The organism is Longivirga aurantiaca (assembly GCF_042660085.1).
Taxonomy (GTDB): Bacteria; Actinomycetota; Actinomycetes; order S36-B12; family CAIYMF01; genus Longivirga; species Longivirga aurantiaca.
In genome coordinates, this window is sequence record NZ_JBHSTI010000008.1 from 2,135,470 (window position 1) to 2,158,731 (window position 23,262).

The 23,262-nt window shown below is 72.3% G+C and carries 29 protein-coding genes; 10 read left to right on the forward strand and 19 right to left on the reverse strand.

From position 1 onward, the window contains the following. Positions 1-12 precede the first annotated feature (12 nt). On the forward strand, positions 13-660 hold the full coding sequence (locus ACFQGU_RS14175; protein WP_386767740.1) for a VOC family protein: 648 nt from the start codon (positions 13-15) through the stop codon (positions 658-660). Next, the gene (locus ACFQGU_RS14180; protein WP_386767742.1) at positions 657-1,424 is read left to right on the forward strand and encodes a GNAT family N-acetyltransferase; all 768 of its coding nucleotides are present in this window, start codon (positions 657-659) and stop codon (positions 1,422-1,424) included. Before ACFQGU_RS14175 ends, ACFQGU_RS14180 begins: the two co-directional genes overlap by 4 nt. Here ACFQGU_RS14180 and ACFQGU_RS14185 read toward each other — a convergent pair. The 3 genes from ACFQGU_RS14185 to ACFQGU_RS14195 form a co-directional block, all read right to left on the reverse strand. Continuing rightward, entirely contained in the window at positions 1,421-1,873 is a 453-nt protein-coding gene (locus ACFQGU_RS14185; protein WP_386767744.1) for a GNAT family N-acetyltransferase, read from the reverse strand. The two genes, ACFQGU_RS14180 and ACFQGU_RS14185, sit on opposite strands and share 4 nt — an antisense overlap. A gap of 117 nt (positions 1,874-1,990) precedes the next feature. Beyond that, a complete protein-coding gene (locus ACFQGU_RS14190) occupies positions 1,991-3,373 on the reverse strand; it encodes a glycine--tRNA ligase (RefSeq protein WP_386767746.1) in 1,383 nt (460 codons plus the stop codon). 117 nt (positions 3,374-3,490) lie between these two features. Further along, positions 3,491-3,886, reverse strand: coding sequence for an antibiotic biosynthesis monooxygenase family protein (locus ACFQGU_RS14195; RefSeq protein ID WP_386767748.1), 396 nt, complete (start codon positions 3,884-3,886; stop codon positions 3,491-3,493). Positions 3,887-3,955: 69 nt separating this feature from the next. Between ACFQGU_RS14195 and ACFQGU_RS14200 the strand changes: the two genes are divergently transcribed. From ACFQGU_RS14200 to ACFQGU_RS14220, 5 genes are read left to right on the forward strand one after another with little or no spacing between them, the layout of a single operon-like run. Further along, positions 3,956-4,354: a DUF6703 family protein gene (locus tag ACFQGU_RS14200; RefSeq protein ID WP_386767750.1), complete on the forward strand. Its 399-nt coding sequence runs from the start codon at positions 3,956-3,958 to the stop codon at positions 4,352-4,354. Between the two features lie 52 nt (positions 4,355-4,406). Beyond that, positions 4,407-5,330 (forward strand): metal ABC transporter substrate-binding protein, encoded by a 924-nt coding sequence (locus ACFQGU_RS14205; RefSeq protein WP_386767752.1) that lies wholly within the window; start codon positions 4,407-4,409, stop codon positions 5,328-5,330. Then, entirely contained in the window at positions 5,327-6,130 is an 804-nt protein-coding gene (locus ACFQGU_RS14210; RefSeq protein ID WP_386767754.1) for a metal ABC transporter ATP-binding protein, read from the forward strand. Before ACFQGU_RS14205 ends, ACFQGU_RS14210 begins: the two co-directional genes overlap by 4 nt. A gap of 3 nt (positions 6,131-6,133) precedes the next feature. After that, on the forward strand, positions 6,134-7,003 hold the full coding sequence (locus ACFQGU_RS14215; protein ID WP_386767756.1) for a metal ABC transporter permease: 870 nt from the start codon (positions 6,134-6,136) through the stop codon (positions 7,001-7,003). Then, positions 7,000-7,413 carry a Fur family transcriptional regulator gene (locus ACFQGU_RS14220; protein ID WP_386767758.1) on the forward strand — a complete coding sequence of 138 codons (414 nt, stop codon included), beginning with the start codon at positions 7,000-7,002 and terminating at the stop codon, positions 7,411-7,413. The genes ACFQGU_RS14215 and ACFQGU_RS14220 overlap by 4 nt, the downstream gene beginning before the upstream one ends. A 313-nt stretch (positions 7,414-7,726) precedes the next feature. Here ACFQGU_RS14220 and ACFQGU_RS14225 read toward each other — a convergent pair whose 3' ends face one another. The 3 genes from ACFQGU_RS14225 to recO all read right to left on the reverse strand — a co-directional run bounded on the left by ACFQGU_RS14225 (position 7,727) and on the right by recO (position 10,341). Next, entirely contained in the window at positions 7,727-8,542 is an 816-nt protein-coding gene (locus ACFQGU_RS14225) for an isoprenyl transferase (protein WP_386768301.1), read from the reverse strand. 87 nt (positions 8,543-8,629) lie between these two features. Further along, positions 8,630-9,496 carry an alpha/beta fold hydrolase gene (locus ACFQGU_RS14230; RefSeq protein WP_386767760.1) on the reverse strand — a complete coding sequence of 289 codons (867 nt, stop codon included), beginning with the start codon at positions 9,494-9,496 and terminating at the stop codon, positions 8,630-8,632. Between the two features lie 113 nt (positions 9,497-9,609). Further along, positions 9,610-10,341, reverse strand: coding sequence for a DNA repair protein RecO (recO, locus tag ACFQGU_RS14235; protein ID WP_386767762.1), 732 nt, complete (start codon positions 10,339-10,341; stop codon positions 9,610-9,612). Positions 10,342-10,455: 114 nt separating this feature from the next. Between recO and ACFQGU_RS14240 the strand changes: the two genes are divergently transcribed. Together ACFQGU_RS14240 and ACFQGU_RS14245 are read left to right on the forward strand one after the other, a co-directional pair. Then, on the forward strand, positions 10,456-11,703 hold the full coding sequence (locus ACFQGU_RS14240; RefSeq protein ID WP_386767764.1) for an AI-2E family transporter: 1,248 nt from the start codon (positions 10,456-10,458) through the stop codon (positions 11,701-11,703). A 139-nt stretch (positions 11,704-11,842) separates the two neighbouring features. Further along, positions 11,843-12,619 (forward strand): helix-turn-helix transcriptional regulator, encoded by a 777-nt coding sequence (locus ACFQGU_RS14245; RefSeq protein WP_386767766.1) that lies wholly within the window; start codon positions 11,843-11,845, stop codon positions 12,617-12,619. Here the strand turns inward: ACFQGU_RS14245 and era are convergent, their stop codons facing one another. The 9 genes from era to ACFQGU_RS14290 form a co-directional block, all read right to left on the reverse strand. Next, a complete protein-coding gene (era, locus tag ACFQGU_RS14250) occupies positions 12,620-13,546 on the reverse strand; it encodes a GTPase Era (RefSeq protein ID WP_386767768.1) in 927 nt (308 codons plus the stop codon). It lies immediately after the preceding gene. Then, positions 13,543-14,463, reverse strand: coding sequence for a DMT family transporter (locus tag ACFQGU_RS14255; RefSeq protein WP_386767770.1), 921 nt, complete (start codon positions 14,461-14,463; stop codon positions 13,543-13,545). The genes era and ACFQGU_RS14255 overlap by 4 nt, the downstream gene beginning before the upstream one ends. 5 nt (positions 14,464-14,468) lie before the next feature. Beyond that, positions 14,469-14,840, reverse strand: a complete 372-nt coding sequence (locus tag ACFQGU_RS14260) for a cytidine deaminase (protein ID WP_386767772.1) — start codon at positions 14,838-14,840, stop codon at positions 14,469-14,471. Then, positions 14,833-16,143: a hemolysin family protein gene (locus ACFQGU_RS14265; protein WP_386767774.1), complete on the reverse strand. Its 1,311-nt coding sequence runs from the start codon at positions 16,141-16,143 to the stop codon at positions 14,833-14,835. Before ACFQGU_RS14265 ends, ACFQGU_RS14260 begins: the two co-directional genes overlap by 8 nt. Beyond that, positions 16,140-16,604, reverse strand: a complete 465-nt coding sequence (gene ybeY, locus ACFQGU_RS14270; RefSeq protein ID WP_386767776.1) for an rRNA maturation RNase YbeY — start codon at positions 16,602-16,604, stop codon at positions 16,140-16,142. Before ybeY ends, ACFQGU_RS14265 begins: the two co-directional genes overlap by 4 nt. Positions 16,605-16,613: 9 nt before the next feature. Further along, entirely contained in the window at positions 16,614-17,645 is a 1,032-nt protein-coding gene (locus tag ACFQGU_RS14275) for a PhoH family protein (protein WP_386767778.1), read from the reverse strand. Positions 17,646-17,746: 101 nt separating this feature from the next. After that, positions 17,747-18,088, reverse strand: a complete 342-nt coding sequence (locus ACFQGU_RS14280; protein WP_386767780.1) for a histidine triad nucleotide-binding protein — start codon at positions 18,086-18,088, stop codon at positions 17,747-17,749. A gap of 27 nt (positions 18,089-18,115) precedes the next feature. After that, positions 18,116-18,589, reverse strand: a complete 474-nt coding sequence (locus ACFQGU_RS14285) for a PaaI family thioesterase (protein ID WP_386767782.1) — start codon at positions 18,587-18,589, stop codon at positions 18,116-18,118. A gap of 65 nt (positions 18,590-18,654) precedes the next feature. Beyond that, entirely contained in the window at positions 18,655-19,869 is a 1,215-nt protein-coding gene (locus ACFQGU_RS14290) for a calcium-binding protein (RefSeq protein WP_386767784.1), read from the reverse strand. 190 nt (positions 19,870-20,059) lie between these two features. Between ACFQGU_RS14290 and ACFQGU_RS14295 the strand changes: the two genes are divergently transcribed. Then, positions 20,060-20,236, forward strand: a complete 177-nt coding sequence (locus ACFQGU_RS14295) for a DUF1059 domain-containing protein (RefSeq protein ID WP_386767786.1) — start codon at positions 20,060-20,062, stop codon at positions 20,234-20,236. Between the two features lie 124 nt (positions 20,237-20,360). Here ACFQGU_RS14295 and ACFQGU_RS14300 read toward each other — a convergent pair whose 3' ends face one another. The 4 genes from ACFQGU_RS14300 to dnaJ form a co-directional block, all read right to left on the reverse strand. After that, positions 20,361-20,966, reverse strand: coding sequence for a nitroreductase family protein (locus tag ACFQGU_RS14300; protein WP_386767787.1), 606 nt, complete (start codon positions 20,964-20,966; stop codon positions 20,361-20,363). Between the two features lie 56 nt (positions 20,967-21,022). Next, positions 21,023-21,178 carry a hypothetical protein gene (locus tag ACFQGU_RS14305; protein WP_386767789.1) on the reverse strand — a complete coding sequence of 52 codons (156 nt, stop codon included), beginning with the start codon at positions 21,176-21,178 and terminating at the stop codon, positions 21,023-21,025. Positions 21,179-21,328: 150 nt separating this feature from the next. Next, a complete protein-coding gene (locus tag ACFQGU_RS14310; RefSeq protein WP_386767791.1) occupies positions 21,329-22,084 on the reverse strand; it encodes a 16S rRNA (uracil(1498)-N(3))-methyltransferase in 756 nt (251 codons plus the stop codon). 7 nt (positions 22,085-22,091) lie between these two features. After that, positions 22,092-23,219 (reverse strand): molecular chaperone DnaJ, encoded by a 1,128-nt coding sequence (gene dnaJ / locus ACFQGU_RS14315; protein WP_386767793.1) that lies wholly within the window; start codon positions 23,217-23,219, stop codon positions 22,092-22,094. Positions 23,220-23,262 lie beyond the last annotated feature (43 nt).

Below are 23,262 nucleotides of genomic sequence, written 5' to 3' on the forward strand. Positions count from 1 at the left end.
GATCCTGGGTCCATGACGCGCGCCCCCGAGGTCGATCACGTGGTGCTGGGCGTCGCCGACCTCGACGACGCCGCGGCCCGGCTCGCGGAGCAGGGGATCACGGCGCTCCCCGGCGGCACGCACCCGCACTGGGGCACGGCGAACCGCATCGTGCCGCTCGGGTCGGCGTACCTCGAGCTCGTCGCCGTCGTCGATGCCGACGTCGCGGCCACCAGCGCGTTCGGCTCGTGGGTCGCGGCCCAGGCGCGCGGCGACGCCGCCTGGGGCTGGGCCGTGCGCTCGCAGGACATCGCCGCCACCGCAGAGCGGCTCGGGCTCGACCTGGTGGCTGGCAGCAGGGTGCGGCCCGACGGCGTCACGCTGTCGTGGCAGCTCGCGGGCGTCCCCGACGAGGGCTCGGACCGGTCGCTGCCGTTCTTCATCGCGTGGGGCGACGGCGTGCCGATGCCCGGCGGGTCGGCCGTCACCCATGACGCCGGCACCGTGCTGCTGCGCGGGCTCACCGTCGGGGGCGACGACGATGCCCTCCGCGGATGGCTCGACGGCGAGGTCGACGGCGTCGTCGTCACGCCTGGCCGCCCCGGCGTGCTCGCCGTGGTGCTGACGACTCCGTCGGCCGAGATCACGCTGCGGCCGCCGCTCGTGGACCCTCGGCCATGACCGCCCTGACGTCGCAGCAGGCCGAGTGGCGTGCCCGCGCCTGGACGGCGTACCCGCCGATCCTCACGCTGTCCGGCGCCGGCAGGGACGCCGACGTCGTGTTCCGCTCGCCGACGGTCTGCGGTGCCGACATGGTCGTGCCGCATGCGTGGGGCATCCGGATCTGCGCCGGCGACTCGACGCCCGATCCGGCGGATGCCGCAGCCGCCATCGCCTGGTGCCGGCACCGGGACGCCGGCCACGGCTGGTTCGTCAGCGGACCGGCCGCACGCGCCGACGACTGGCCGGGCCTCGAGGTCGGCGACGGCAGCGGCGTGTTCGCCACCGACGCTACGGTCGCCGCAGCCTTCCCGCTGGTCGTGCCCGACGGCGTCACGCTCGAGCACGCACCCTCGCTGGGCGACGTCCGGGCCGCGTACGGCGGATGGATGGACGACCACCCGCTGGCAGACCTGCTCGTCACAGCCGACGACCTGGCGCATCCCGATCGCGCGTTCGTCGTGGCGCACGTCGACGGCGAGCCGGTCGGGTGCGCGTTCGTGTGGTGGGGCGAGGGCACGGCGTACCTCTCGGGGATCGGGGTCGTCGAGCGGCTGCGCGGACGCGGGATCGGCAACGCGCTCACGACTGCTGCGGCGCAGGTGGGTGCCACGAGGCCCGGCACGGATGTGGTGTGGATGTTCGCGACGCCCGAGGGCGCTGCGCTCTACGACCGCATGGGCTTCGTGCTCGTCGACCGCGAGGTGCTGCTGCGACCGCGCTAGGCGTCGAGGCGGAACAGCAAGTAGCCGTCGTCCGCGATCCCGTCAGGCACGAAGCCGGCCTTCGCCAGCACCCGCTGGGATGCGACGTTGTGAGGCACGACCCCCGCCTGCAGCGGGCGGATCGGGTCCTCGGCCACCAGCAGCTCGAGCGCTCGGGAGGCGATGCCGCGACCCCAGTGGGCACGGTCGATCCAGTAGCCCACCTCGCGCCCGCCGTGGGCGTAGAAGCTGCCGATGTTGCCGACGACGACGCCGTCAGCCTCGATCACGCGGTAGTGCACCTCGGGATCGGCGCGGATCCGACCCAGGTGCTCGAGGAAGGCCGTGCGGTCGCGCGACGGGAAGTCGGCCATCGCCGCAGCCTCGGCATCGGCCTGGTGCCAGAAGAGCTCGTCGACATCGCCGTCACGCACCTCGCGCAGCGTCACGGTCGCCGGGTGCGGCTGCATGCGCACATCCTGCCCGGCACCGCCGAGGGCGGCGCGGGGCTTTCCGTTGGGAGACCCCGGGCGCCTGGTAGGCACCCGGGGGCACCTTCATCCTGAAGAGTTCGGTGTGGTGGGTCCTCAGCAGCCGGGGAGGCGGGCGGCGAGCCAGCCGCCGATCGCGTCGAGGCCGATGCGCTCCTGCGTCATGGTGTCGCGGTCGCGCACCGTCACGGCCTGGTCCTCGAGGGTGTCGAAGTCGACCGTCACGCAGTACGGCGTGCCGATCTCGTCCTGGCGGCGGTAGCGGCGGCCGATGGCGCCGGCGTCGTCGAACTCGACGTTCCACGACGTCCGCAGCTCGGCCGCGAGGTCCTTCGCCTTGGGCGTGAGGTCGGCGTTGCGCGAGAGCGGGAGCACCGCGACCTTGACGGGCGCGAGGCGCTTGTCGAAGCGCATCACGGTGCGCTTGTCGACGCCGCCCTTGGCGTTGGGAGCCTCGTCCTCGTCGTACGCCTCGAGCATGAACGCCAGCATCGCGCGGGTGAGGCCGGCTGCCGGCTCGATGACGAACGGGAACCAGCGCTCGTCGGTCTCCTGGTCGAAGTACGACAGGTCGACGCCGGACGCCGCGGAGTGCGCCTTGAGGTCGAAGTCGGTGCGGTTGGCGATGCCCTCGAGCTCGGCGAAGTCGGAGCCGCCGAAGTTGAACTTGTACTCGATGTCGACCGTGCGCTTGGAGTAGTGCGACAGCTTGTCCTTCGGGTGCTCGAAGAGGCGGAGGTTGTCCGCCGAGAGCCCGAGGTCGAGGTACCACGCCCAGCGCGTGTCGATCCAGTACTGGTGCCACTCCTCGTCGGTGCCGGGCTTGACGAAGAACTCCATCTCCATCTGCTCGAACTCGCGGGTGCGGAAGATGAAGTTGCCGGGCGTGATCTCGTTGCGGAACGACTTGCCGACCTGGCCGATGCCGAACGGCGGCTTCTTGCGCGCGGTGCCGGCGACGTTGGCGTAGTTGACGAAGATGCCCTGCGCGGTCTCGGGGCGCAGGTAGTGGATCGACGACTCGTCCTGCACCGGGCCGAGCGAGGTCGACAGCATGCCGCTGAAGTTGCGGGGCTCGGTGAACTGGCCCTTGTTGCCGCAGTTCGGGCAGTTGATGCCGGCGAGGCCGCCCTCGGGCGCCTTGCCGTGCTTGTGCTCGTACGCCTCGACGAGCTGGTCCTCGCGGAACCGCTTGTGGCACGAGAGGCACTCGGTGAGCGGGTCGGTGAACGTGTCGAGATGGCCGGACGCGGCCCACACCTGCGGCGCGAGGATCACGGCCGAGTCGAGGCCGACGACGTCCTCGCGGCTCTGCACCATCGCGCGCCACCACTGGCGGCGGACGTTCTCCTTGAGCTCGACGCCCAGCGGGCCGTAGTCCCAGGCGGAGCGCGTACCGCCGTAGATCTCGCTGGAGGGGTACACGAACCCTCGGCGCTTGGAGAGGTTGACGACGGCGTCTACGCGATCGAGGGCCATGACTGGGTGGGCTCCATCCGGCTGGAATGTCGGCGAGGGTGTCCGCACGCGTTCGGTGCGGGGCTTCAGGCTACGCGAACGTGCCGTGGTGCTCGTGCGGGGTTCGGCACCGCGGGGTCAGCCGAACTCCCCGCGGCTCACGTGCGGTGCGGCAGCTTCGCCGAGGCCCACGACGTCGGCGTCCGCCCCGCGTGCTGACGGCTGCTCGACGACCGAGTCCGGCGTCCGCGCGACGAGCACCTCGAACGCCGTGGCCTCGTCCACCGCCGTCTGCAGGAACGGCCACCGCAGCTTCACCTCGTACGCCGACAGCGCGCGACGGTAGGAGCCGACGTCCTCCCACTCGGTCGCGAGCACCAGGAGGTCGGGCTCGTCGACGGCCCGGGCGATCCACCCGCGGACGTACCCCGGGAGGCCGGCGAGCACCGCGAGCAGGTCGCGGGCGGCGCCGAGGGCGTCGGTGGTCGACGCGAACCCCGCGAGCGGGAGGCGGTGGCGGGTGACGACGAGCACTCCCCCACCGTAGGCCGATCCCGGAGGATGCGACGATGGGGTCCTCCCCCGACCCGAGGACCACGAGCCGTGCCCCAGAGCAAGCGCCACCCCGCCCGGCGCCCCGAGAAGCGACCGGCCAAGCCGAAGCACTCGCCGCGCACGCAGACCCCGAGCCGCAGGCCTGCGCCCTCGTCCACCTCCTCGCCGGCGCGCCGCAGGCTCGAGATCGCCAGCGCTGGGCCGCTCATGCTGCTCAGCCGCCTGCCCAAGTGGGTCGTCCCCGCGCTCCTCGCGCTCCTGCTCGTCGGCGGGCTCGCGATCCCGAGCCCGTGGTCGGCGCTGTTCCTCGTCCCCGTCGCACTGTTCCTCGCCTGGCTGCTCGCCCTCGCCTGGCCCGTGCTCTCGACCCGCGGCCGGCTCATGCGCCTGGTCGTGGTGCTGCTGGTCGTCGCAGCGGCGATCGCCCGCTTCGTCTCGCTGATCTGACCCGATGAACATGGTTTTGACAATCATGTTCATTTAGCGCGAGACTGGACGCATGACGCGCCGCCCCCTCCGTGCCCTCGCGCTCCTGCCCGTCGTCGCCCTGCTCGCCGCCTGCGGCTCGTCGGGCGCTGCCTCGAACGGCGCAGCCGACCCGACGGTGTCGGTGGTCGCCGGCTTCTACCCCCTGCAGTGGGCGGCCGAGGTCGTCGGGGGCGACCGCGTCTCGGTCACGTCGCTCACCTCGCCCGGCGCGGAGCCGCACGACCTCGAGCTGACCCCGCAGCAGGTCGCGGCCGTCACCGACGCGGGCCTCGTGCTCTACGTGGCCGAGTTCCAGCCCGCCCTCGACGACGCGATCGCGCAGAGCCCGGAGGCGGCGGTCGACGTCGCAGCGGGCCTCGAGACGCTCGCGCCGGAGGAGCACGCCGGCGAGGACCACGAGGGCGAGAAGGAGGCGAGCTACGACCCGCACGTGTGGCTCGACCCCACGAACATGGCGGCGATCGTCGCGACGGTCGCCCAGCGGCTCTCGTCGCTCGACCCGGCCGGCGCCTCGACGTACGCCGCCAACGCCGCGGCCCTCGAGGACCGGCTCACCGCCCTCGACGAGCAGTGGCGCACCGGCACGGCGACGTGCACCAGCCGCGACCTCGTCGTCTCGCACGAGGCGTTCGGCTACCTCGCCAAGCGCTACGGCTTCGAGCAGGTCGGCATCTCGGGCCTCGCTCCGGACACCGAGCCCAGCCCTGCCAAGATCGCCGAGGTGGCCGACTTCGTGCGCGCCAACGAGGTGCGCACGGTCTACTACGAGACGCTGGTCGACCCGAAGGTCGCCCAGACCGTGGCCGACGAGACCGGCGCGAAGACCGCGGTGCTGGACCCGCTCGAGGGTCTCGCGGAAGGATCGACCGACGACTACATCAGCGTGATGGAGAAGAACCTCCAGACGGTGAAGGACGGACAGCCCTGCTCGTGACCCATGACCATGCGCACGCGCACACCGACCCCGGGGCGGTGTTCTCCGCCGCGCGCGCATGTGTGACCTTCGACGGCGACTGCGTCGTCGACGAGGTCGACCTCACGATCACCCATGGCGAGTTCGTCGCCGTCCTCGGAGAGAACGGCGCCGGCAAGACCACGCTCGTGCGCGCCCTGCTCGGGCTCACGCCCCTCTCGCACGGCTCGGTCCGCCTCTTCGGCACGCCGCTCGAGTCGTTCACGGACTGGGGCCGCATCGGCTACGTGCCCCAGCGCCTCCTGTCCGCCGGCGCCGTGCCGACGTCGGTGCGCGAGGTCGTGGCGTCCGCGCTGTGGGGCCCGAAGGGCCGCTTCCGCCGCTCGCTGCGCGCAGACTCCGTGGAGCAGGCGCTGCGCTCGGTCGATCTCTGGGACCGCCGCGACGACCGGCTCGACACGCTGTCCGGCGGGCAGCAGCGCCGGGTCCTCATCGCCCGCGCGCTCGCCGGCGGCGCCGACACGTTCGTCCTCGACGAGCCGACTGCGGGCATCGACAGCGTGAGCCAGGCTCGACTGGCGGAGACGCTGGGCTCGCTCAAGGATTCGGGCTCCACCGTCGTCGTGGTCACCCACGAGGTCGGGGCGCTCGCCGATCTCGTCACCCGGGCGCTCGTCCTCGGTCGCAGCAGCCACGGGTCGGTGCTGTACGACGGCCCGCCGCGGCGCGAGGAGCTCGCCCACCACCACGCGTGGCACCACAGCGAGGAGCTCGCACCCGTCGAGGTCCCCGTCGCGCCCGTCACGCTCCTGGAGGGCTGATCCGTGCCCCTTCTCGAGTACGACTTCCTCCAGCGGGCGCTGGTCGCCGCCGCCATCGTGGGTCTGGTCGCTCCGCTCATCGGCGTCTTCCTCGTCCAGCGCCGGCTCGCCCTGCTCGGCGACGGCATGGGGCATGTGGCCCTCGCCGGCGTCGGCATCGCGTTCCTCTTCGGCACGGCGCCCGTGCCCACCGCTCTCGTCGCGGCCGCGGCCGGCGCGGTCGTCATCGAGCTGATCCGCGCGAAGTCGCGCACCGCAGGCGATCTCGCCCTCGCGCTCATCTTCTACGGCGGCATCGCGGGCGGTGTCCTGTTCACCTACCTGGCGGGCGGCAAGTCCTCCGCCGCCCTCAACCAGTACCTGTTCGGGTCGCTGTCGACCGTGTCCGCGAGCGACCTCGTGTGGCTGGCCGTCGTGGCCCTGCTCGTGATCGTGGTGCTCGCGACGTTCGGCCGCGAGATCTTCGTGATGGCGCTCGACCCCGACCTCGCCCGCACCCAGGGCATCCGCGTCACCGCGATGAGCATGCTCCTCACCGTGCTGGCGGCGCTCACCGTCGTGATCGGCATGCGCACCGTCGGGCTCCTGCTCGTGAGCGCGATCATGATCGTGCCGGTCGCTGCGGCCCAGCAGCTCACGCGGTCGTTCCGCACGACGGCGATGATCGGCGTGGTGGTCGGTGAGCTGGCCGCGGTCCTCGGCCTGTTCTCGAGCTACTCCCTCGACGTGCCGCCCGGGCCCGCGATCGTCATGGTGGCCCTGCTGCTGTTCGGCCTCTGCGCCGCGCTCGCCGTGCCCGTACGCCGCCGTCGCTCCCGTGGGGTGGCGGCTGCCGCAGCCGCTGCCGCCGAGCCGATCGGAGCGCACGCATGACCACGCGACGGACCACCAGCGTCCCCGGGGTGCGCTCCACGAGGCAGCGCACGGCGGTGTCGGGCGTGCTCGACGAGCTCGACGGCTTCCGCAGCGCGCAGCAGATCCACGCCGAGCTCGCCGGGCGCGGCGACGCCGTCGGGCTCACCACCGTCTACCGCACCCTCGCCGCCCTCGCGGAGGCCGGCGAGGTCGACTCGTTGCTCAACGACGAGGGCGAGACGGTCTACCGCCGGTGCGAGGGCGGGTCGCACCACCACCACCTCGTGTGCCGCCAGTGCGGAGCGACGGTGGAGATCGACGGCCCCGCCGTCGAGACCTGGGCCGACCGCATGGCCGCCGAGCACGGCTACGACGAGGTCAGCCACACCCTCGAGATCTTCGGCCGCTGCGCCGCCTGTCGCGCCTGAGACGTCCGCGAGTTACTGCCCAAAGTGGGGTTGTGGAGGGGTCCAACACCCCACTTTGGGCAGTTACTCGGAGACCTGGACGGCGCGGTCAGGGTCGGACCGCGCAGCTGGGTAGCCAGTGTGCGCTCTGCGACGGAATCGCCGCTCAGCTAGGCAGTGCCTCCTTACCCGGGTAGCCAGCGTGCGCTCTGCGACGGAATCGCCGCTCAGCTAGGCAGTGCCTCCTTACCCGGGTAGCCAGCGTGCGCTCTGCGACGGAATCGCCGCTCAGCTAGGCAGTGCCTCCTTACCCGGGTAGCCAGCGTGCGCCCTGTCAAGCCTCGGTCGAGCGCTCGGCGAAGAGCTCCTCGTTGGGGACCGCACCGCCGTAGCGGCGGTCGCGTCCGGCGTACTGCTCGCAGGCCCACCAGAGGTGTCGGCGGTCGAAGTCGGGCCACAGCGTCGGCACGAACACCATCTCGGCGTACGCCGACTGCCACAGCAGGAAGTTGCTCGTGCGCTGCTCCCCCGACGACCGCACGAAGAGGTCGACGTCGGGCATGTCCGGCTCGTCGAGGTAGCGACCGATCATGCGCTCGTCGACCTTGCCGGGGTCGATGCGGCCGGCGGCCACCTCGCGCGCGATCGCTTGTGCCGCATCGGCGATCTCGGCCCGGCCGCCGTAGTTGACGCACATGGTGAGGGTGAGGGTCGAGTTGCCGGCGGTCATCCGCTCGGCCTCCTCGAGCTCGTCCACGACCGACTTCCAGAGGCGCGGCCGCCGCCCGGCCCAGCGCACACGGACGCCGAGGTCGTGCATCTCGTCGCGCCGACGCCGGATCACGTCGCGGTTGAAGCCCATGAGGAAGCGCACCTCGTCCGGCGACCGCTTCCAGTTCTCGGTGGAGAAGGCGTACGCCGAGATCCATCCGACGCCCAGCTCGACCGCGCCGTGGACGACGTCGAGCAGGCTCGCCTCCCCCGCCTCGTGCCCGGCGGTGCGCGGCAGCCCGCGGTCCTTGGCCCAGCGCCCGTTGCCGTCCATCACGATCGCGACGTGCTTCGGCACGAGGTCGGCCGGGATGTCCGGTGCGGTCGCGCCGCTCGGGTGCGGGCGCGGCGCCGACACGGGGGTGCTGCGCGGGGTCACGCGCTCGCTGTCGCGTCCACGGGTACGTCGTACGGCCACGGGGCCATCGTGGCACCCGCGGCGGTCGAAGCAGGTGCGCGACCCGGATCAGGCCGACGCGGCGACGCGCTCGCGGGTGTGGACGAGCAGCTCGTCCACTACGAGCTGCGGCGCGTGGGTGTGCGGGTGGTGGCTGGCCCCCTCGACGACGACGAAGCGGCTGCCGGGCAGCAGGGCGTGCGCGTCGAGCCCGTGCTGCATCGGCAGCATCGGGTCGCGGTCGCCCCAGATGATGAGCACGCGGTGCGGATCGAGGCCCGACATCTTCGCGAGCGCCGAGACCCGCTGGCCGTCGGGGCCGACGACGCTGCGGACGGTCGAGAGGAACGCGGCGAGCCGTCGCGCGTCGCGCATGTCCTCGAGCTTGGCGAGGGCCTTGGGGCTCAGGGCCTCGGGCTCGATGCCGCGAGCGCCCAGCTTCCTCGCCGCCCAGCGCGCCGTGCGCACCGAGCGCTCGCTGCTCGCGAGGCGCAGGACGAGCTCGGAGCCGGGCAGGCTGGCCGCACGCAGGCTCATGCCCACGTCGGTGCCGAGGCCGCCGCTGGAGATGAGGGTGAGCGTCTCGATGCGCGCCGGGAACTGGTAGGCGAGCTGCAGGCTCACTCCCCCGCCGAGCGAGTGCCCCACGAGGTGGACGCGCTCGTGGCCGAGGTGGTCGAGCAGGTCGCGGATGGCGCTGGCGTTCGCGCCGAGGCTGAAGTCGCCGTTGCCGACGTCGGAGCTGCCGTGGCCGAGCAGATCGACGGCGACCACCGCGCGACCGGCGGCGGCGAGGCGCTGGGGGATGTCGCCCCAGGTGTCGATCGAGGAGCCGACCCCGTGCACGAGCAGGATCGGCAGGCCGCGGCCCGGGATCTCGACGTACGCGATCTCGTGGCCGGGCAGTGCCGCGGTGCGGCGTCGGAGCGGGTTCATGGGACCTCCGTCGTAACCTACGCTGCCGTAAGTATACCGATGAGTAACCTACGGTCAAGTAACCACGAATCGTGCTCGAACAGTCCAGCCGACGGAGTCGGCGACCCCGCGGATCAGGTGCGGTCGAGGAGGGGGAGGCTGCGCAGGCCTCGTTCGAGCTGCCAGGAGAGGTAGGCGGCCACGAGGGAGGACGCCTCGGTGCGGGCGCGGGGCGAGCTGGAGTCCGCCACCGACCAGTCCCCGGACAGCAGGGCGCCGAGCAGCGCGAACGTCTCCTCGGCCGGCGAGGCCGACCCGGGCTGGCGGTCGTCGCTGCAGAGCGCTCCCCCGGCCGCGACGTGGAACGACCGGTGCGGGCCCGGGATGCCGCACTTCGCGCAGGCGTCGAAGCTGGGGGCCCACCCGGCCACGGCGAGCGAGCGCACGAGGTAGGCGTCGAGGATGAGGCCGGCGTCGTGGTCGCCCGAGACGAGCGCGCGCAGCCCGCCGACCAGCAGGAGGTACTGCTGCACCGCCGGCTCGCGCTCCTCGGCGGTCATCCGCTCGGCCGTCTCGAGCATCACCTGGCCGGTGGTGTAGCGGGAGTAGTCCTGGACGAGCTGGGCGCCGTACGAGCCGATGGTCTCCACCTGGGTGACGCCGTCGAGGCTGCGGCCCTCGTAGAACTGGACGTCGACGTGGCTGAACGGCTCGAGCCGGGCACCGATGCGCGAGGTGGTCTTGCGGACTCCCTTGGCGACCGCGCGGATGCGGCCGTGGTCGCGCGTGAGCAGCGTGACGATGCGGTCGGCCTCCCCCAGCTTCTGGGCGCGCAGGACGACGCCTTCGTCGCGGTAGAGGCTCACTGCGGCATTCTCTCCCGCGCCACCCGCTGCCACCTCGTGTGACACGGGTGCGGCGGACCCCGGAGCAGCCGGTGCCGGGGTAGCGTCGTCCGACAGGACGAGCGAGGAGGCACGGTGGCCGACGACGACCTCACCGCCAGGATCGCCCGGCGCGGCGACCCCGAGGCGGTCCCGGTGCGCTTCGACAACAAGGCGCTGCGCCGCTCGGTCCTATCGGTGCTGCTCGTGTTCCTCGCCTTCACGGTCGCGGTGTGGCTCTTCGGCCAGCTGAGCCACTTCCTGCTGGTGCTGCTGCTCGCCTGGCTGCTCTCGATCGCGATGGAGCCCGGCGTCGCCTGGCTGTCGAACCACGGCTGGCGCCGAGGTGCCGCCACGGGACTCGTCCTGCTCACCATCGTGCTCGTCACGCTGGGGTTCCTCGGACTGTTCGGCGGGCTGTTCTTCACCCAGCTCGCCGACCTCGTGCAGCAGCTGCCGGCGGTCGTCACCGACATCATCGAGTGGCTCAACACCACGTTCGACCTGAAGCTCGACCCGAACAACGTGCTCGAGCTGCTGCAGATCTCGCCGTCCCAGATCACCTTGCTGGCCACCAACCTCGCCGGAGGCGTGCTCGGGGTCTTCGGCCTGCTGTTCGGCACGCTGTTCGACGCGCTCACCATGCTGGTGTTCGCCTTCTACTTCTCCGCCGACGGCCCGCGCCTGCGCCGCGCGGTCGGATCGTGGTTGCCGCTGGAGTCGCAGAGGGTGTTCGTCGCCGTCTGGGACATCGCCGTCACCAAGACCGGCGGCTTCGTGGTCTCCAAGGTCATCCTGGCCACGCTGTCGTCGCTCGCGCACTCGATCGCGTTCTTCGTGATCGGGGTGCCGTACTGGCTCCCGATGGGTGTGTTCGCCGGCGTCGTGAGCCAGTTCATCCCGACCATCGGCACCTACATCGGCATCATCGTGCCGGCCGCTTTCGCGGCGTTCGAGCAGCCGCTCGACGTCGTCTGGATCGTCGCCTTCGCGACGCTCTACCAGCAGCTCGAGAACTACGTCTTCACCCCGCGCGTGAGCCGCGTGACGATGGACATCCATCCCGCTCTGGCACTGGGGTCGGTGTTCCTCGGAGTGGCGCTGTTCGGTCCCATCGGCGCGATCATCGGCATCCCGCTGGCAGCGGCGGCCCTCGCGGTGATGGACACGTACGGCAAGCGGCGCGAGCTCATCCCCGAGCTGCAGGTGCGCACGAAGGGCGAGAAGCCTGCCAGGCACGGCGACGCCTTCGCCGGCGACCCCGACGTCGTCACCCCTGCCGGGCTCCCGCTCTCGGACGCGCCTGCGGAGGCCGCAGCACCCGATCGGGTCAACGAGACCTGACCCGCGCGCCAGACCTGCTCACGGTCCGCTCAAGGCCCCGTGCGCACGTCTGACCGGTCACCGGACCTCGGTCACCCTGGGAGCGACGCGCACGAGCGCGCCCCGGCGCACCCGCCGGTCCCCAGACCCGGAGCCACCCGTGACCAGCACCGCGAGCGCATGGACCCGTGACGACGCCGCGTCGGACGCCGACGCGCGCCAGGAGATCCGCGACCTCGTGACCCGGCTCGCGGCCACGATCGGGTCCTGTCCCGACGACGACCGCCTCCTGCGCTCGGTCCTGCTCGACCTGCCGACCCGCCTCCAGGCGTCGGCCGCACTCCTGGCACGCGTCCGGAAGGACGGTGCGCTCGCCGTGGTCAGCCGCTTCGGCCGGGTCCACCTCGGCGAGGACGTGCTCGTGATCGGCGCCGACGAGGACTGCCCTGCCACCCGCGCGCTGGGTCAGGCGGAGCCGCTCATCGTCGTCGCGACCGATGACGCCACGGCGCCGTCCACGTCCCTGCCCGAGGGCGGGGCACCCCTGGCCGCCGTCCGGGTCCTGTCCCGCGACGTCCCCGCCGCGGTGCTCGTCGTCTTCTTCGACGCCGTGGCCGACGGCGTCGCCGACCATCTCGCCGTGGTGCGCGACCTGCTCGCCCTGCACGCCCAGGTGATGTGGCCGTCGCCGCTGCTCGCGCCTGGGGAGCGGCACCTGCACGGGCTTCCGGCCCCCGAGGACGACGGGCTCACCCCGCGCCGGCTCACCGTCCTGCGCTACATGTCGGCGGGCCTGTCCAACCGGGCCATCGCGGACAGGATCGGCTTCAGCGAGTCGACCGTCCGGCACGAGACGATGGCCATCTACCGGGCGTTCGGCGTCGGTGACCGGCGTACGGCAGCGCTCGTCGCGCGCACGCGAGGCCTGCTCGACTAGTCAGAAACCGAGCTTGCGCAGCTGCTTGGGGTCGCGCTGCCAGTCGGCCGCGACCTTGACGCGCAGGTCGAGATGCACCTTCGTGCCGAGCAGGGCCTCGATCTGCTTGCGCGAGGTCATGCCCACGTCGCGCAGCCGAGAACCCTTGTGCCCGATGATGATCCCCTTCTGGCTGTCGCGCTCGACGTAGAGCGACGCGTGCACGTCCAGCAGCGGGTTGTCGGCCGAGCGACCCTCCCGCGGCACCATCTCGTCGACGACGACGGCGATCGAGTGCGGCAGCTCGTCGTGCACGCCCTCGAGCGCGGCCTCGCGGATGAGCTCGGCCACCATGATGAGCTCGGGCTCGTCGGTGAGCTCGCCCTCGGGGTAGAGCGGCGGGCCGTCGGGCAGCAGGCCCACGAGGAGGTCGGCGAGCAGCTGCACCTGGTCTCCCGCGACTGCGGACACCGGCACGATCTCGGCCCACTCGAAGCCGAGGCTCTCCGCCAGCTTGGCGACCTCGAGCAGACGCTTGCCGACGGTCTCGTGCTCGACGAGGTCGGTCTTGGTGACGATCGCGACCTTCGGCGTGCGCTTCGCGGTGGCGAGCTGGGTGGCGATCCAGCGGTCGCCCGGGCCGACCGGCTCGTCGGCCGGCACGCAGAAGCCGATCACGTCGACCTCGGCCCAGGTCTCCTGGACGAGCGCGTTGAGCCGCTCGCCGAGGAGCGTGCGCGGCTTGTGCACCCCGGGCGTGTCGACGAGCACGAGCTGCGCGTCGTCGCGGTGGACGATGCCGCGGATCGTGTGCCGCGTCGTCTGCGGCTTGCTCGAGGTGATGGCGACCTTGTCGCCCACGATCGCGTTGGTGAGCGTGGACTTGCCCGCATTGGGTCGACCGACGAAGCAGGCGAAGCCGGAGCGGTGCTCGGAGGTGTCGGTCACGGGAGTGATTGTCCCTCACCGAGACGGGACGCCGCGCCCTGCAGCGCCAGCCCGGCCAGGACGCACCCCACGCCGACCCATCCGAGCAGCGGGATCGTCTCGCCCAGCACGAGGACGCCGAGCAGCGTGGCGACCACCGGCTCGGCCAGCACGAGCGTGGTGACGGGGCCGGCCGGAAGGTGCGTCAGGCCGCGACCGAACAGGACGTACGCCAGCGTGGTCGTCACCAGCCCCAGCCAGAGCGCCATCGCGATCCCGCTCGGCGTCCCGAGCCAGGCGAGCGGCTGCGTCAGGAGCACGGGCACGAGCAGAAGCCCGCCGAGGCCGAACGCCGCGGCCATCACCTCGTCGCTGCGGTGCCCCTCGTTCATCAGCCGCTTGGAGGCCACGGTGTAGAAGGCGTACCCGAGGCCGGAGGTCAGGGCCAGCAGGTAGCCGAGCGCGTCGGCCTCGCCGGCCGAGGACCCGCTGCCGATCAGCAGCACGAGCCCGACCACGCATACCGAGGTGGCGACCACCCACGAGAGGCGCGGCCGCTCGCGCAGGAACACCCACGACAGCAGCCCCGTGAAGACCGGCCCGCTCCCGATGGTGACGAGCGTGCCGACGGCGACGCCGGCGCGCAGGACCCCGCCGAAGAAGCAGACCTGGTAGAGCGCGGTCGTCAGGCCGGCGAGGATCCCCCAGCGCGTGCGCCAGAGCGCGAGCGCGTCCCGCCGGCTGCCGCCGATCCACGGGAGGACGGCGAACAGGCCGGCGCCGCCGATCGCGATGCGGACCGCGCCGACGCCGAGCGGCGTGGTGCCCGAGGGCCCGAGCGCCTGGCTCGTGCCCGTGGTGCCGAAGAGCGTCGCGGCGCCCAGCACCGACAGCACGGCGCGGCCACGGCCGCTCTGCACGGCCCGGTCGGTGCTCACGCGCGTCAGGTCGTGACGACGGCGAGGACGACGGCGTCCGTGCCGACGACGACGACGGGCACGCCCGGTCCGCCGAGGTCGCGCACTGCCTCGACGTCGAGCGCGTCGAGGTCGGCGTCCCGGCGTACGACGACGGCCGCCTCGAGGCCGCGCGCGCCGGACGCCGCAGCCTGCGCGACGGCGAGCCGCAAGGCCGAGAGCGCAAGCGAGCCGAGGGCGACGGTGGCGCCCGAGTAGGTGCGGCCGGTCTCGTCGCGGACCGCAGCACCTTCCGCCGCACCGACGCGTCCGCGCGCGCCGCGCGCGAGGGTCGCGAGCTTGGCGTCCTCGGCCGGCAGGTCGGCGGCCGGCGTGCCCGCCGCGATCTGGTCAGCCATCGGAGCCCTCGTCCTCGTCGTCGTCCTCCACCGGCACCACCGGCTCCGCGAGCACGGTACCGATCCGGTTGCGCCGGCCCGCGGCAGACTCCGCCGTGAGGTCCCAGCCGTCGACCGTGATGCGGGCACCCGGGATCGGCACGCGGCCGAGCCGCAGGGCGAGCAGGCCGCCGACGGTGTCGACACCCTCCTCCTCGCCGTCGATGTCGATGCCGACGAGGTCGGCGAAGTCGTCGACGTGCATGCGCGCGTGCACGCGGTAGGAGCCGTGCGCGAGCTTCTCGACCTCGGGCACCTCGGTGTCGTACTCGTCGGCGATCTCCCCGACGATCTCCTCGACGACGTCCTCGATCGTGACGATGCCGGCGGTGCCGCCGTACTCGTCGACGAGGACCGCCAGGTGCGTGCGGGCGGCCTGCATGTCCCTCAGCAGGTCGTCGGCGCGCTTGCTGTCAGGCACCATGAACACCGATCGCATCAGGCTCGCGACCCGCTCGCTGTTCTCCGCCTCGTGGTGCTCGAAGGTCCGACGTACGAGGTCCTTGAGGTAGACCACGCCGACGATGTCGTCGACGTTCTCGCCGACGACGGGGATGCGCGAGAAGCCGCTGCGCAGCGCGAGCGAGATCGCCTGGCGCAGGGTCTTGGTGGTCTCGACGAACACCATCTCGGTGCGGGGCACCATCAGCTCGCGGGCCGTGGTGTCGCCGAGCTCGAAGACCGAGTGGATCATCTGGCGCTCGTCGTCCTCGATGAGGTCGCTCGCGCCGGCGAGGTCGACGAGCTCGCGCAGCTCGGCCTGCGACGCGAACGGCCCGCGCTTGAAGCCGCGGCCCGGCGTGAGCGCGTTGCCGACGAGGATGAGCAGGCTGGTGATCGGGCCGAGGAGGACGGCGAGGGCGCGTGCCAGACCGGCCGTGCGCAGCGCGATGCGGTCGGCGTGCTGGACGCCGAGGGTGCGCGGCGCGACGCCGAGCGCGACGAACCCGAGCACCACCATGACGAGCGCCGACGCGACGAGCCGCCACCACACGTCGCCGGGCACGAGCTCGAGGAAGGCGCGGGTGACGAGCACCGTCGCCGAGACGAACAGCAGCGTGTGCAGGAACAGCAGCACGTTGACGTAGCGGGCACGGTCGTCGAGCAGCACGCGCAGGCGCACGGCGCCCGCCTCGCCCTCGCGCTGGAGCTCGTCGACCCGGGCGATCGAGACGCGGCCGAACGCGGTCTCGCCCGCGACGAGGAAGGCCGCGAGCACGACAAGCACGGCCGCGACGAAGAGCGACCAGCCCTCGGCCGTCATCGGTCTCCGGCGGCGAGGGCCACCCACTCCGCCAGCAGCCGGGCCTGCAGCCCGAACATCTCGGCGTGCTCCTCGGGCTCGGCGTGGTCGTAGCCGAGCAGGTGCAGGATCCCGTGGGTCAGCAGCAGCGCGACCTCGTCCTCGAGGCGGTGGCCCGCGGCCTCGGCCTGCTTCGCAGCCACCTGCGGGCAGATGACGACGTCGCCGAGCAGGCCCTCCTCGGGCTCCTCGTCGTCCTTGGTCGGACGCAGCTCGTCCATCGGGAACGACATGACGTCGGTGGGGCCCGGCTCGTCCATCCACTTCACGTGCAGGTCGGTCATGGCCGCCTCGTCGATCAGCACGACCGACAGATCCGCCTGCGGGTGGATGCGCAGCCGGCCGAGGGTGAAGCGGGCCTGCGCCTCGAGGGAGTCGACGTCGATCGCGACGTCGGTCTCGTTGACGACCTCGATGCTCATGCCGCGCCCCTAGATCCGGCGCGTCCGGCGCGCGGGGCGCTCGGCCTTCTGCGCGGTCTCGTGCTGCTCGGCGTCGTGCCGGGCGTAGGCATCGACGATCTTGCCGACGAGCTTGTGGCGCACGACGTCCTGGCTGTGCAGGCGGCAGAAGGCGACGTCGTCGATGCCCTCGAGGATCGACTCGACCACCTTGAGGCCGGACGCAGTGCCGCTCGGGAGATCGACCTGCGTGGTGTCGCCGGTGACGACCATCGTGGAGTTGAACCCAAGGCGGGTGAGGAACATCTTCATCTGCTCGGCCGAGGTGTTCTGCGCCTCGTCGAGGATGATGAACGCGTCGTTGAGCGTGCGTCCGCGCATGTACGCGAGGGGCGCCACCTCGATCGTGCCGCTGGTCATGAGCCGCGGGATGAGGTCGGGGTCGATCATGTCGTGCAGCGCGTCGTACAGCGGGCGGAGGTAGGGATCGATCTTCTCGCTCAGCGTGCCCGGCAGGAAGCCGAGCCGCTCGCCCGCCTCGACCGCCGGGCGCGTGAGGATGATCCGGGTGATGGCCTTGGTGTTCAGCGCCTGCACGGCCTTGGCGACCGCGAGGTAGGTCTTGCCCGTTCCGGCCGGGCCGATGCCGAACGTGATCGTGTGCTCGTCGATGGCATCGACGTACTTCTTCTGGTTCAGCGTCTTCGGCCGGATCGTGCGGCCGCGGTTCGAGAGGATGTTGGCGGTGAGGATGTCTGCGGGGCGCGGGGCGTCGCTCTCGCGCAGCATCGTGATGAGGCGCTCGACCTGGTCGGCGGTGAGCCCCTGGCCGGTGCGGACGATCGCGAGCATCTCGCCGACGACACGGTCGACCAGCGCCACCTCGGCGGCGGCGCCGGTGAGCGTGAACTGGTTGCCGCGCACGTGCAGGTCGACCTCGGGGAAGCCCCGCTCGACCGTGCGCACGAGCTCGTCGCCCGACCCCAGGATGCTGACCATGTCGAGGGACGCCGGGATCACGATCGTCGTCGTGATGTCGGTGGCGGTGGTGATAGGGGTCATGGGTCGGCCTCTCGGGCCGTGACTGCCCTTCGTCGTCGTGGTCGTTGGAGGTCCCATCGTACGGCGGGGCGGCGTACGCGGCGCCCCGGTTCCCCCTCGGTCTAGCCGGGCGGCCAGGACATCGGACGGCCGCCGAGCACGTGCAGGTGCAGGTGGAAGACGGTCTGGCCGGCGTGCGCCCCTGTGTTGAACACCAGCCGGAAGCCCTCGCCGAGGCCCTCCTGCGCGGCGACGGCAGCACCCGCTGCGAGCAGGCGCCCGGCGAGGTCGGGGTCGGTCGCGGTGAGGGCCACGACGTCCACGTGGTGCTCCTTCGGCACGACGACGACGTGCGTCGGCGCGGCCGGGGCGATGTCGCGGAACGCGAGCACCTCGTCGGTCTCGAGCACCACGGTCGAGGGGATCTCGCCGGCCACGATGCGGCAGAACAGGCAGTCGCTCATGCGACCGACGCTAGCCGACCGGCGCGCTCACGTGCGCGGCCGCCAGCGCTTCCACACCGCGGTCGCCGTGGCGCGCACCTTGTCGTCGTGGATCAGCTCGACCTCAGCGGTCATCTGGTCCTCCCCCGCCTCGACCACGACCCCGCGCAGCAGGACCGGCTCGCGCAGCGGCGCCGGACGCAGGTAGCGCACGTCGAGCCCTGCCGTGACGTACGACAGAGCCGCGCCCGGAAGCGGGGGCCAGCCCTGCCGCTCGGCCTCGAGCATCACGGCCGCTGCGCTGTGGCAGTCGAGGACCGTGCCGATGATGCCGCCGTTGAGGAAGCCGAGGCCGTTGTCGTGCTCGGGCCAGGGTGTGAACGACGCGACGGCACCGCTGCCGTCGTCCGCCGGGTAGCTCGCGAGGCGCAGCCCCTTGTCGTTGGAGGGCCCGCAGCCGAAGCAGGGCAGGTCCGCGAAGAGCCGCTGCTGGATGCTCGGGCCGCGCTCGTCGGAGGTCATGGCGACAGTCTTGCGTCTGCCTGCCCGACAGCGCGATGACGCGCCCGTACGCCGGGTCGGCTGACTCAGGCGACCGGCTCGCACATCCAGAGGCGGTCCAGAGGATCGCCCTGGCACCAGTCGCGGCCGGGGCCGCCCAGCAGCACGTCAGCCCCGGAGCCGCCACGGAGGACGTCGTCGCCGGCCCCACCGAGGAGGGAGTCGTCGCCGCCCATCCCCCAGAGCACGTTGCGGCTCGCCGAGCCGACGAGGACGTCGTCGCCGCCCCCGCCCATCACGTTCTCGACCGTCGACCGCACGAGGTCCAGCTCCCCCGCGACCCCGTCGTCGCGCATCTCGTCCACACTGACTCGGACCGCGGACGGGCTCCACGTGTAGTAGACCCAGTCGCGACCCGTTCCCCCGTCGAAGGTGTCGCTGCCCACGCCGCCGTGCAGCTTGTCCTGGCCGGGCCCGCCGAGCAGCCGGTCGTCGCCGTCGTGGCCGATCAGCACGTCGTCGCCGTCATCGCCGAAGATCCTGTCGGCACCGTCGCCCCCGTCGAGCCGGTCCGCAGCCGCCATGCCGTGCAGGGAATCGTCCCCCGCCCCGCCGTACAGGCTGTCGTCGCCGCCGTCGCCCACGAGCCGGTCGTTCCCTGCATCGCCGTACATCACATCAGGACCGTCCTTGTGGGTGTACGCGATGATCGCGTCGCCCTGAAGCCGGTCGTCGCCGTCGCCGCCCCTGAGGAGGTCCGGGCCCTCGGTGCCGTTGAGGATGTCGTTCCCGGGGCCGCCGTAGAGACGGTCGTACCCGGTGTCGGTCGGCGTGCACATGACGACCATGCCGTCGCCCCAGCAGAAGTCCTCGGTGTAGCCGCCGACGAGGTAGTCCCGGCCGTCGTTCCCGTAGAGCGTGTCGTCGCCCTGCTGCCCCTCGAGGACGTCGTCGCCGGGGCCGGCCAGCAGGACGTCGTCGCCGAACCCGCCGTACAGGTACCCGCCCGAGCCCGCCGTCGCGTCGACGATGTCGTCGCCGGCTCCGGCCAGGACCACGTCCTGGCCGCCGAGGGCGCAGATCACGTCGTCGCCCTCGGTTCCCTCGATCCGCTCGGATGCGGCGTCGGTGCCCACGATCGTGCAGACGTCGCCGGTGACCGCACGCACCACGTCGGCATGGGCGGGAGCCGTGGCGACGAGCCCCAGGGCGATCAGAGCCGTCACCGAGACGCAGCAGGTACGGCGGAACCAGACGGACCGTTGGGCGTGGAGCGCGCTGTGGGTCGGCTCGCGCGTCATGGCGAACCCCCTCCCGGAGGCAACGGCTCCAGGCTAGCCACCCGCCCGTGTGGACTCCCGTCGAGAGCAGCCGCAACGTGAAGGCGGACGGGGTCCTTCTGGCGGCTCGCCGTTCGTCCTTGAGGTGTCAGGGGCCCGACGGCGACGAGGGACGCAGGCGGGCCACCACCGTCCAGCAAGGGAGCACACCATGGGTTACTCGTTCGCCTGCGCCGACGCCGGCGCCCCCTGCCCCGGATCGTTCGCCACCGAGACCAAGGACGAGCTGCTGCAGCACCTGCAGATGCACACCGCCACCGCGCACCCCGACCTGCCGAACACCCCCGAGGCCGCCGCCCAGGTCGGCGCCCTCATCAAGCAGTTCTGATCCCTGACGATGAGGGGAGGGCCCCCGCTGGGCGAGGATGGCCGAAGGCCTCGCCCAGTAGGGGCCTTCGCTGCTCGGAGCGCAACGACGTCGGCCTTCACGGCCGAGCTGAAGGCCCCCTTCGTCACCAGCCGTTGCGGTGCGTGAGCTCGTCGGTCGTACGCCGACGGCGCGTGCGGGCCGACGAGCCGACCGACAGCGGGTCGGTCTCGGCCGCGTACCCGAGGGCGATCGCGCCGGCCGGACGGAACTGCGGCGGCACCCCGAAGTGCTCGAGCACGGCCGCCTCGCCCTCGGAGAACCCGAAGAACCAGGCGCCGAGGCCTTCGTCGACGGCGGCCAGGAGGATGCACATCGAGGCCATCCCCGCATCGACGTACCAGAAGGGCACCGGCCACTTCTCCTCGTCCGACAGGCCGAACTCCTGCTTGTCGGGCGCGGAGTAGCGCGCGAGGTACGCCGCCTTGTGCGCCAGCGGGATCACGACGACCGGCGCGAGCAGCGCGGTGTCGTCAGCGGTGCGTGCGTTGGTCGGGTCGTCGATCGTCGCCCAGAACCACGCGATCTCGGCGGGGTCGGAGATGACCAGGAACTCGTTCCCCTGCGTGAAGCCGGCCGACGGCGCGCGCAGCACGGAGTCGAGCACCCGCTCGAGGACGTCGGAGGGCACCGGCTCCTGCGAGTACGACCTGACCGACGTGCGGCGCCTCAGCGCCTCCCACAGCTCCATGCCCCGCATCCTGCACCCACCAGGTGCGGTGCCGGCAGTCCGTGGGCGGCGGCGTCCTACATCGGGCCGCCGCCGCGCCGCGGGCCGTGCTTGCCGAGCTGGTCGGTCTCGACCTCGTACGCCGTGTCCAGGCCGGTCCGCGGGCTGCGGCTGGCCTTCATCCACAGCCAGACGAAGACCGCGACAACAACTCCCAGGATGACCCAACCCATGACTGCTCCCCCTGTCCCCCTGATCAGCGTGGCTGCCTCGCACCATCGTGGCTCACGGCCCGGGGATCTGCCCCCGGATCGGTCGTGAAGACACGACCGAACGCCTCGGGAAGCGACGGAACCGGGGGCAGATCGCCGAGACGAGCCGGGTCAGTCCCAGCGGCCGCAGCTGGCGAGGACGACGGCTGCGGCCACCGCGCCGGCAGTCGAGGTACGCAGCACCGACGGGCCGAGCCGGGCCGACAGCGCGCCGGCCGCCTCGAACGCCGCCTTCTCGTCGTCGGAGATGCCGCCCTCGGGCCCGACGACCAGCACGACGTCGCCCGTGCTCCGGAGCCTGATCGACGACATCCGCAGCGAGGCTGCCTCGTGCAGCACCAGCGCCGTCCCGCCCGACCCGACCGCCGCCGACACCAGCGCGACGACCTCCGCCGTGGTCGCGAGCGGGTCGATCTCGGGCACGAACGGTTGGCGCGACTGCTTGGCCGCCTCGCGGGCGGTCGTGCGCCACTTCTCCACGCCGCGCTGGGCCTTCTCGCCCTTCCAAACCGCGACCGACCGCGACGCGGACCACGGCACGACGACGTCGGCCCCGACCTCGGTGAGCAGCTCGACCGAGAGGTCGCCACGCTCGCCCTTGGGCAGGGCCTGGACGACGATGACGCGCGGCGACGGCGGCTCGTGCACGACCACGGAGACGACGCGTGCCTCGAGCCGGTCGCGTCCGACCACGCCGATCGCCTCGGCCTCGACGACCGTGCCGAAGCCGTCGCCGACGAGCACCGTCTCGCCCACGGTGATGCGGCGCACCGAGACCGCGTGCCGCCCCTCCGCGCCCTCGAGCACCACGACTGCGCCCTCCTGGCGCGGCACACCGGCGTCGGAGAGGAAGAACGGCGCGGTCATCGCGCGCTCAGCGGCCGTTGAACGCGTCGCGCAGGCGCGAGAAGAGGCCGCTCTGCTCGACGCGCCCGGCCTGCACGGTCGTGGTGGCTGCGGACTCGCCACGCAACGTCGCGAGCTGACGGATCAGCTCCTCCTGCTGGGCGTCGAGCTTGGTCGGCGTCGCGACGTCGACGTGCACGTGCAGGTCGCCGCGGCCGGATCCGCGCAGGTGCGCGACACCCTTCTGCCGCAGCGTCACGGTCTGGCCGGACTGCGTCCCGGGCTTGACCTCGATGCGCTCGAGCCCGTCGAGGGTCTCGAGGTCGACGGCTGTGCCGAGGGCCGCCGAGGTCATCGGCAGCGTCACGGTGCAGTGCAGGTCGTCGCCCTGGCGCGAGAAGATCTCGTGCGGCGTCTCGACCACCTCGAGGAAGAGGTCGCCCGGGGTACCGCCGCCCGGGCCCACCTCGCCCTCGCCCGACAGCTGGATGCGCGTGCCGGTGTCGACGCCCGGCGGCACCTTCACGGTGATCGTGCGGCGCGTGCGCACGCGGCCGTCGCCGGAGCACTCGGGGCACGGGTGCGGGATGAGCGTGCCGAAGCCCTGGCACTGCGGGCACGGGCGGGAGGTCATGACCTGCCCGAGGAACGAGCGCTGCACCGACTGCACCTCGCCGCGCCCCTGGCACATCGTGCAGGTGACAACCTGGGTGTCCGGGGCCGTGCCCGCGCCGGAGCACGAGCCGCAGACCACGGCGGTGTCGACGGTGAGCTCGCGCGTGACGCCGAAGGTCGCCTCGGCGAGATCCACCTGCAGGCGGATGAGCGCGTCCTTGCCGCGGCTGCGGCGCGAGCGCGGGCCGCGCGCCTGGGTGCCGAAGAACGCGTCCATGATGTCGCCGAAGCCGAAGCCCTGGCCGCCGCCGAAGCCGGCCGCCCCGCCGCGCGGGTCGCCGCCGAGGTCGTACATCTGGCGCTTGTCGGCGTCCGACAGCACCTCGTACGCCGCGGTGACCTCCTTGAACCGGTCCTGGGTCGCAGGGTCCGGGTTCACGTCCGGGTGGAGCTCGCGCGCCAGCTTGCGGTAGGCGCGCTTGATCTCCTCGGGGGTCGCGTCGTGCGCGACGCCCAGGACGGCGTACAGGTCGGTGGCCACGGTCTCGCGTTCTCTCGTCGGGGTCAGGCTCGTGCGGAGGGAG

Bases quoted from the DNA above. Each gene is read 5' to 3' on its own strand.
- ACFQGU_RS14175 (WP_386767740.1), top strand. From the start codon at position 13: ATGACGCGCGCCCCCGAGGTCGATCACGTGGTGCTGGGCGTCGCCGAC.
- ACFQGU_RS14180 (WP_386767742.1), top strand. From the start codon at position 657: ATGACCGCCCTGACGTCGCAGCAGGCCGAGTGGCGTGCCCGCGCCTGG.
- ACFQGU_RS14185 (WP_386767744.1), bottom strand. From the start codon at position 1,873: ATGCAGCCGCACCCGGCGACCGTGACGCTGCGCGAGGTGCGTGACGGC.
- ACFQGU_RS14190 (WP_386767746.1), bottom strand. From the start codon at position 3,373: ATGGCCCTCGATCGCGTAGACGCCGTCGTCAACCTCTCCAAGCGCCGA.
- ACFQGU_RS14205 (WP_386767752.1), top strand. From the start codon at position 4,407: ATGACGCGCCGCCCCCTCCGTGCCCTCGCGCTCCTGCCCGTCGTCGCC.
- ACFQGU_RS14220 (WP_386767758.1), top strand. From the start codon at position 7,000: ATGACCACGCGACGGACCACCAGCGTCCCCGGGGTGCGCTCCACGAGG.
- ACFQGU_RS14230 (WP_386767760.1), bottom strand. From the start codon at position 9,496: ATGAACCCGCTCCGACGCCGCACCGCGGCACTGCCCGGCCACGAGATC.
- ACFQGU_RS14260 (WP_386767772.1), bottom strand. From the start codon at position 14,840: ATGGCTGACCAGATCGCGGCGGGCACGCCGGCCGCCGACCTGCCGGCC.
- ACFQGU_RS14265 (WP_386767774.1), bottom strand. From the start codon at position 16,143: ATGACGGCCGAGGGCTGGTCGCTCTTCGTCGCGGCCGTGCTTGTCGTG.
- ybeY (WP_386767776.1), bottom strand. From the start codon at position 16,604: ATGAGCATCGAGGTCGTCAACGAGACCGACGTCGCGATCGACGTCGAC.
- ACFQGU_RS14275 (WP_386767778.1), bottom strand. From the start codon at position 17,645: ATGACCCCTATCACCACCGCCACCGACATCACGACGACGATCGTGATC.
- ACFQGU_RS14280 (WP_386767780.1), bottom strand. From the start codon at position 18,088: ATGAGCGACTGCCTGTTCTGCCGCATCGTGGCCGGCGAGATCCCCTCG.
- ACFQGU_RS14285 (WP_386767782.1), bottom strand. From the start codon at position 18,589: ATGACCTCCGACGAGCGCGGCCCGAGCATCCAGCAGCGGCTCTTCGCG.
- ACFQGU_RS14290 (WP_386767784.1), bottom strand. From the start codon at position 19,869: ATGACGCGCGAGCCGACCCACAGCGCGCTCCACGCCCAACGGTCCGTC.
- ACFQGU_RS14295 (WP_386767786.1), top strand. From the start codon at position 20,060: ATGGGTTACTCGTTCGCCTGCGCCGACGCCGGCGCCCCCTGCCCCGGA.
- ACFQGU_RS14300 (WP_386767787.1), bottom strand. From the start codon at position 20,966: ATGGAGCTGTGGGAGGCGCTGAGGCGCCGCACGTCGGTCAGGTCGTAC.
- ACFQGU_RS14305 (WP_386767789.1), bottom strand. From the start codon at position 21,178: ATGGGTTGGGTCATCCTGGGAGTTGTTGTCGCGGTCTTCGTCTGGCTG.
- ACFQGU_RS14310 (WP_386767791.1), bottom strand. From the start codon at position 22,084: ATGACCGCGCCGTTCTTCCTCTCCGACGCCGGTGTGCCGCGCCAGGAG.